Below are 312 nucleotides of genomic sequence, written 5' to 3'. Positions count from 1 at the left end.
TACATCATCTGTAAAGAAGTTGTATTGGGGGTTACGAGCGGAGCTTTTATTCGCAATTATTGTGATTATTTTTGCTGGAATATTATCCACTCTCTCACCTCCAGTAGAATTAGTGGACTCCAATATAAATGGTTCTCAAGACCTTAATTTGGAACCACTGCATGTAGAAATTTTGATTCCTGAAGAAGCAGAACCAAATACTGATATTAGTATTAAAGCATTGGTAACTCAGGGAGAAGAGAAAGTGAATGATGCGAATGAAGTATTATTTGAGATTTGGCAAAGAGAAAATAAAGAAGAAAGTATCTTTAT

1 protein-coding gene is annotated in these 312 nt (G+C 34.3%); it reads left to right on the top strand.

Translation table 11 applies throughout. The annotated features are described in order from the left end of the window. Positions 1 to 312, top strand: a 312-nt coding sequence (locus AOA59_RS32330; protein WP_218212181.1) for a FixH family protein, incomplete at both ends; no start/stop codon positions are given.

The organism is Pseudomonas sp. 2822-15 (genome assembly GCF_002742515.1).
Taxonomy (GTDB): domain Bacteria; phylum Pseudomonadota; class Gammaproteobacteria; order Pseudomonadales; family Pseudomonadaceae; genus Aquipseudomonas; species Aquipseudomonas salomonii.
Note: the sequence above shows the minus strand (reverse complement) of the source record. Positions and strands in the feature narration are given on the sequence as shown.